The sequence below is a fragment of the Nocardia tenerifensis NBRC 101015 genome (assembly GCF_000308715.1).
Taxonomy (GTDB): Bacteria; Actinomycetota; Actinomycetes; order Mycobacteriales; family Mycobacteriaceae; genus Nocardia; species Nocardia tenerifensis.
Genome location: NZ_BAGH01000016.1, coordinates 1 through 5,898, shown reverse-complemented (window position 1 = coordinate 5,898; position 5,898 = coordinate 1). Strand labels below are relative to the sequence as shown.

General features: G+C 71.4%; 4 protein-coding genes and 2 pseudogenes. 1 reads left to right on the top strand and 5 read right to left on the bottom strand.

Going from position 1 to position 5,898, the window contains the following annotated elements:
* The 4 genes and pseudogenes from ON39_RS01790 to ssd form a co-directional block, all read right to left on the bottom strand.
* A pseudogene (locus tag ON39_RS01790) lies at positions 1-253 on the bottom strand (type II secretion system F family protein); the annotation flags it as partial.
* 117 nt (positions 254-370) lie between these two features.
* A complete protein-coding gene (locus ON39_RS01785; RefSeq protein ID WP_040730040.1) occupies positions 371-1,162 on the bottom strand; it encodes a type II secretion system F family protein in 792 nt (263 codons plus the stop codon).
* Positions 1,159-2,343, bottom strand: coding sequence for a TadA family conjugal transfer-associated ATPase (locus ON39_RS01780; RefSeq protein ID WP_040730038.1), 1,185 nt, complete (start codon positions 2,341-2,343; stop codon positions 1,159-1,161). Before ON39_RS01780 ends, ON39_RS01785 begins: the two co-directional genes overlap by 4 nt.
* A 243-nt stretch (positions 2,344-2,586) precedes the next feature.
* A complete protein-coding gene (ssd, locus tag ON39_RS01775) occupies positions 2,587-3,699 on the bottom strand; it encodes a septum site-determining protein Ssd (protein WP_051186200.1) in 1,113 nt (370 codons plus the stop codon).
* A 473-nt stretch (positions 3,700-4,172) separates the two neighbouring features.
* Here ssd and ON39_RS01770 point away from each other — a divergent pair, with 473 nt between their 5' ends.
* Entirely contained in the window at positions 4,173-4,979 is an 807-nt protein-coding gene (locus tag ON39_RS01770) for an HAD-IB family hydrolase (protein WP_040730034.1), read from the top strand.
* Between the two features lie 498 nt (positions 4,980-5,477).
* Here ON39_RS01770 and ON39_RS01765 read toward each other — a convergent pair.
* Positions 5,478-5,898 (bottom strand): annotated as a pseudogene (locus ON39_RS01765) (oxidoreductase); the annotation flags it as partial.

The following is a 5,898-nucleotide window of genomic DNA, read 5'->3' as shown; positions in this document are numbered from 1 at the left end:
CGCCGGGCGCCACCGCCCGCGCGGCGCCCGCCATGGGTAGCCCGGCGCGCAGGCACGCGGCGAGGAGGTCGAACACCGAGGCCGAAGCCAGCGGGTCGAGCTTCCGCTGGGACGAGGGTGCCTCGGTCGGCGTCCGCTCCGGTTGCCGAAGAGCCCGGAGCCGACGACTCACCGCCACCCGACCCGGCAACAGAACCAGGGCGACGGCAAGCAGCAGGGTCGGCAGCGCCGGGTAACCCACAGTGAACTCCACCCTCTACCTCCAACCACCCTTCGAAGCTCGAATCTCGCTGACAGCCGCGGAGATACGTCGCAGACTCAGCCGTAACCGTCGGTCCAGCTGGAGGACGCACATGTGGCCGAAACCGGTTCATACGTTCACCTTTCGGGTGATGGCGTCGGTCCACAGGAGGCCTGTGCAAGCCAGTGCGGCACCTAGGGGAAGAAGCATTGCGCCGGCGGGGGTGGCGAAGAGGACGTGGAGCGGAGCGGCGCCCATGAGTTGGCCCAGGGCGATGCCGAGGAGGGGCAGGGCGGCCAGGACGGTGGCGGTGGCGCGGGCGCCGGAGAGGGCGGCGGTGGCGCGGCTGTGGAATCGCATGCGGCCGACCAGGTCGGCGCGGGCCGCGGACAGCAGTTCGGCGAGGGCCAGGCCGTGGTGCTCAGCGACCTGCCATGCGTCGGCGATGCGCGACAGTTCCGCGGCCACAATGGAATCCGGCCGGCGTAACCCCTCGGCCGCGGAGCCACCCAGCCTGCTGCGCCCGGCGCTCACCGCGAAGGCCTCGGCGGACTCGCCACGGGACTCTCCGGCCGCGACCTCGGCCGCCGCGCTCGGATGCGCGCCGACCCGCAGCTCCCCGATCACGGCCTCCAACGCGTCGAGCAGATGGGCGCACTCGGTCTCCCTGCGCTGACCGCGTCTCGCCCGGCGCAGCCGGAAGCCCACCGTGCCGGCCACCATCGCCCCCGCGAGAAACGGACCGAACCCGAACACGGGCAATGCCACCACCGCGCCACCGGCAACCAGTCGAAGCACGGTGCGCTGCCGAACCTTTCGCGCCGTCACCGGCGCGACGAACAGTCCGGTGAACCGACGACGCGCGGCGGTCGTCGGCGCGAGGAGCAGCGCGAGGGCGAGACAAGCGAACGCGGCGATCATCGGTCCAACCTCTGTTCGAGCAGCCGGGTCAGGTCGTCGGCGGCGGGAGCGAAACCGGTTGCGTGCCAGGCCGGGACGATGTGGACGCGGCCGTCGTCGGTGCGACGCACGAGTCCGATCTCGCGCAGGCCACGCGAGCCGTCCGGCCGGCGATGCACGTGCAGCACGACCTGTACGGCGGCGGCGAGTTGGCTGTGCAGGGCGGCGCGGTCCATTCCGCCGAGGGCCGCAAGGGCTTCCAGCCGGGCCGGCACCTCCTGCGGGGAGTTCGCGTGGACGGTGCCCGCCCCGCCGTCGTGACCGGTGTTCAGCGCGGTCAGCAGGTCCACGACTTCGGCGCCCCGGACCTCCCCGACGACGATGCGGTCGGGCCGCATGCGCAGCGCCTGCCGGACCAGGTCGCGAACGGTCACCGCACCGACCCCCTCGACGTTCGCGACGCGCGCGACGAGGCGCACCACATGCGGATGTGGCGGCGCGAGCTCCGCGGCGTCCTCGACGCACACGATCCGCTCATTCGGCCCCACCTTGGCGAGCAGTCCGGACAGCAGCGTCGTCTTGCCCGCGCCGGTCCCGCCGACCACCAGGAACGCCAGCCGGGCCTGAACGATCCGCTCCAACAGCAGTTTCGCGTCGGGCGGCACCGCGCCGGCAGTGGCCAGCACGTCGAGGCCCTGGGTGGCGGGGCGCAGCACCCGCAGGGAAAGACAGGTGCCGCCGTGCGCGACCGGCGCGAGCACGGCGTGCAGTCGCACGCCGAACGAATCACCAAGCGCCGCCCCTGTTCCGGAGAGCCTGCCGTCCACCCAGGGCTGTGCGTCGTCGAGTCGCCGACCGGCCGAGAGGGCGAGGCGCTGCGCGAGCCTGCGCACCGCAGCCTCGTCCGGGAAGGTGATCGAGGTCTTCTCCAGGCCGTGGCCGCGATCTATCCACACCGCGTCCGGCCCGGTGACCAGCACGTCGGCGACCTGTGGATCGTGGAGCAGCGGCTCGAGCACCCCGGCCCCGGTGAGCTCGGTCTGCAACAGCCGCAGTGCCCGCAGCAGATCGGTGTCCCCGAGCACCCCGCCCGCCTCCGCCCGGATGGCGGCGGCGACCTGTGCCGGATCCGGATCACCCACGCCCCCGGACAGGCGCTCCCGCACCCGATCCAGCAGCTCGGATGTCACCAGTGCACTCATGGCCACCCCCACATAGCCGTGCCGCGTACCCGAATCACCTGTGCGGCAGCGCGACGACCACACGCAGCCCACGGCCTCGACAGAGCCGCCGATCGAAGCCTCATCGCCCGCTCCCCGCCGACCGCCGAGCGCAACGCTCCGGGCACTCCACTGTCCGTACTCGGCATCCACTCCCACCCCTCGCGGTTCGCCGAACTGTTGCGCCGACGCGGTTTTCGCCAGGCCACCGCCGCGCCCCCGACCTCATCGCCGATGTCCAGCGGGCGCACTCAACACCCCGAGCACCGCGTCGGCCGCGTCCCGCAGCGGCCCCCGCCTGCGCACGGACAACCCGCCGCGCTCCAGGCACGCGGCCAGACCGGCCTGTGCGCGGACGGCCGCGAGCAGCGGTAGATCCAGCACCTCGGCGACCTCGGGCCCACGCAGACCGCCGGGCGCCGGGCCTCGGACTATCAAGCCCTGGTTCGGGTTTCGCCGCCCGATATGCGCCGAGACGGCCTCGGCCGCGGCGACCGCACGCAGCCGCGCCGGGACGACCAGCACGACCAGATCGGCGGAGTCGAGCATTTGATCGGCGTGCGGACCGCGTTCGCCGGAGATGTCGCAGACCACCAAATCGCCTGCGGCACGGCCTGCTTCGATGACGGCGCGCACGGCGGCCGGTCCGATCTCGCGTGGCAACCGGCCCGCACCGCAGCGGCCGCAGGCCAGCACCGCGAGGCCGGGCGCCGCGATGGGCAGGGCGGAGTGCAGCGCGGCGGCGGAGACTCTTCCGTCCTCGACGACCAGGTCGGGCCAGCGCAGTCCGGCGGTTGTCTCGATACCGAGCAGCAGGTCGAGACCGCCGCCGAGGGGTGCGCCGTCGACGAGGACGGTGTCGCGCCGGAATCCTTCGGCGGCGGATCGCAGCGCGACGGCGGCGGCGAGGGTGGACGCGCCCGCTCCCCCGGCGGCGCCCGCCACGGCGACGACGACGCCGTCTCCGGTGCGGTGTTCGCCGTACTCAGCAAACATCTCGATAAGTCCCTCGGCGGCGTCGGGCAGCGCCAGCACGCGCTCGGCGCCGACGGACGCGGCGGCCTGCCAATCGGACAGTGCTGGTTCGCGGTCGGCGACCAGGACGACGCCGACGCGGCGCAGATATCCGGCTTCGGCGGCGGTCCGCGCGACGACTGTGTCCAGGATCACCAGGGGTGCTCCGGTCCACGCGTGTCTGCCGACGGGCAGCGCGCGTTCGTCGAGTGCGCGTTCGGCCGCGGCGGCGACGCGTCGTACTTCGTCACGCAGCCGGGGGTCGCTCAGCAGCACGAGCGCCGGTGGCGGGCTGCTGTTGTCCGGCGCCACTTCAAGATTCATGCGGCCGAGCGTGGCCGAAATCGAGGAACGGCAGAAGAGGCGATCCGCCGATTGTGGATAACTCGGGGGTGTGGAGAACTTTTATGTGCCGCGACGCGGGGTTCGTGCGCTGCCGAGCACGATGTGGACCTTCCCCTAAATAGAGGACGGCCCCAGCCGGGGGGGGAGGAGGCTGGGGCCGTCGGGTTCAGCCCCGGGGGGTCGGGCTGAACGCGCCTGGACTATGTCCAGGTGCCAGCAATACTACACCCAAGCCCCGCCTCCAACGCAAGTCTGTCGCGGCATAACTTTACGGCGATTACGGGCCGGGGAGCGGCGGGGCAAACTCCCCGCTCGCGGCCGTCGCCGCGGCCGGGACACCCTCGGCGGACGCGCACCGGCACGGTCCCCAGACCGTCCCCAGTTCCTACACCGGCGCGGCGACTCCCCCGCGCGCGTCCGGCGCACGGCGCGGGTACGCCTATGCTGAGCGGGTGGACTCACCCACCGCGGACGGACGCGTCGCCGCCTTCTTCGATCTGGACAAGACCGTGATCGCGAAGTCGAGCACGTTCGTCTTCAGCAAGCCGTTCTACGCGCAGGGCCTGCTGAACCGTCGCGACGTGCTCGAAAGCAGCTACGCCCACTTCCTGTTCATGCTCTCCGGCGCCGACCACGACCAAATGGAGCGGATGCGCGCCCATCTCACGAACATGTGCGCGGGCTGGGACGTCGAACAGGTGAAATCCATTGTGGCCGAGACGCTTCACGAGCTGGTCGATCCGCTGATCTACGCCGAGGCGGCCGATCTCATCGCCGACCACAAGATCCGGGGCCACGACGTGGTGATCGTGTCGGCCTCGGGCGAGGAGATCGTCGGCCCGATCGCGGAGGTGCTCGGCGCCTCGCACACGGCCGCGACCCGGATGGTCGTCGCGGACGGCAAGTACACCGGCGAGGTGGAGTTCTACTGCTACGGCGAGGGCAAGGTCGCCGCGATCGAAAAGCTCGCCGCCAGTGAGGGTTACGATCTCGCGCGCTGTTACGCGTACTCGGACTCGGTGACCGACCTGCCGCTGCTGAACGCCGTCGGCCACCCGACCGTCGTCAATCCGGATCGCGCTCTGCGACGGGAGGCGATGGCCAAAGGCTGGCCGATCCTGACCTTTTCGAATCCGGTGTCGCTGTGGGCCCGCTTCCAGGCGCCGTCGTCCACCACCCTTGCCGCGACGGCGGCGGTCGGCTTGAGCGCGGTGCTGGCCGGCGCGATCAGCTATCGGCTGCTGCGCCGCCGCAGCTGAGTTTTAGCCACCGCGCACGGCCGCGTCCACCGTGCTGCTCGAGCGGGAGCGGCAGGCTTGCCGAGACATGTGCTGGGGCCTGCGCGAGAAGTCGCGACCAGGCATTGAAGCACGAAACGCCGACCGACACGCCGTCAATCGAATGTCTTCGCAGCTCTTGATGTGAGGGCTGTCACAGGGTAAAAAGGTAACTACGGAAGGTCGGAAGGCCAAGGCAGGACCGGAAGAGAAGGTTCAGTCTCCCAACCACCCTTCCCAGCACGGGCACCAGGCACCCACGCGGAGCGCGCCGCGACAAGGGCAGAAGCGTTGTGGGCCTGCGAAATCCGGGTCTTCGTCGGCGAGGGCCTCGCACAGGTTGCGGGGATGAACCGCCGGAGTTCGGACGATCGCCGAGGCCGAAGGACACAACCCACTCAGCACGCTTGGTAACCGGGTAGTCCGTGCTACGCGGGCGGCGAGGTCGACAACGACAACGCCGCCCGTTTTGATGCCCGGCTACCCCGACGCCGAATCGGCGATCGACGTGGCCTCCCGCGCACCGTCCTCGAGTGCGCCGCAGCACAGCAGCACCCAGCCGCCGACCGCGTCCGCCGCACCGCTCCCGAACGCCGCCGCCGCGTCGAGATACGCCTGCCTGCGCCGCAGCCAGAAAACTTCCGGCACTCCCAAACTGTGCGGATCCAGCCCACTCGACACCGCGACCAGCCGCGACGCCGCGCGCGCGACGACACCGTCGGCGGTCCCGAACGGCCGCAGCGCCAGCAGTTCGCCGTGCACCACCGCCGCGATCACCGGCGCGGGCGCACTCGACCCGAGCACCGTCTGCACCAGCAAATCGAGCCTCTCCGCGACGCCGGCCTCGGCGCGCGGCCTGCCGAGCGACTCCTCGTCGGCGACCAGATCCGCGGCGGCGAGC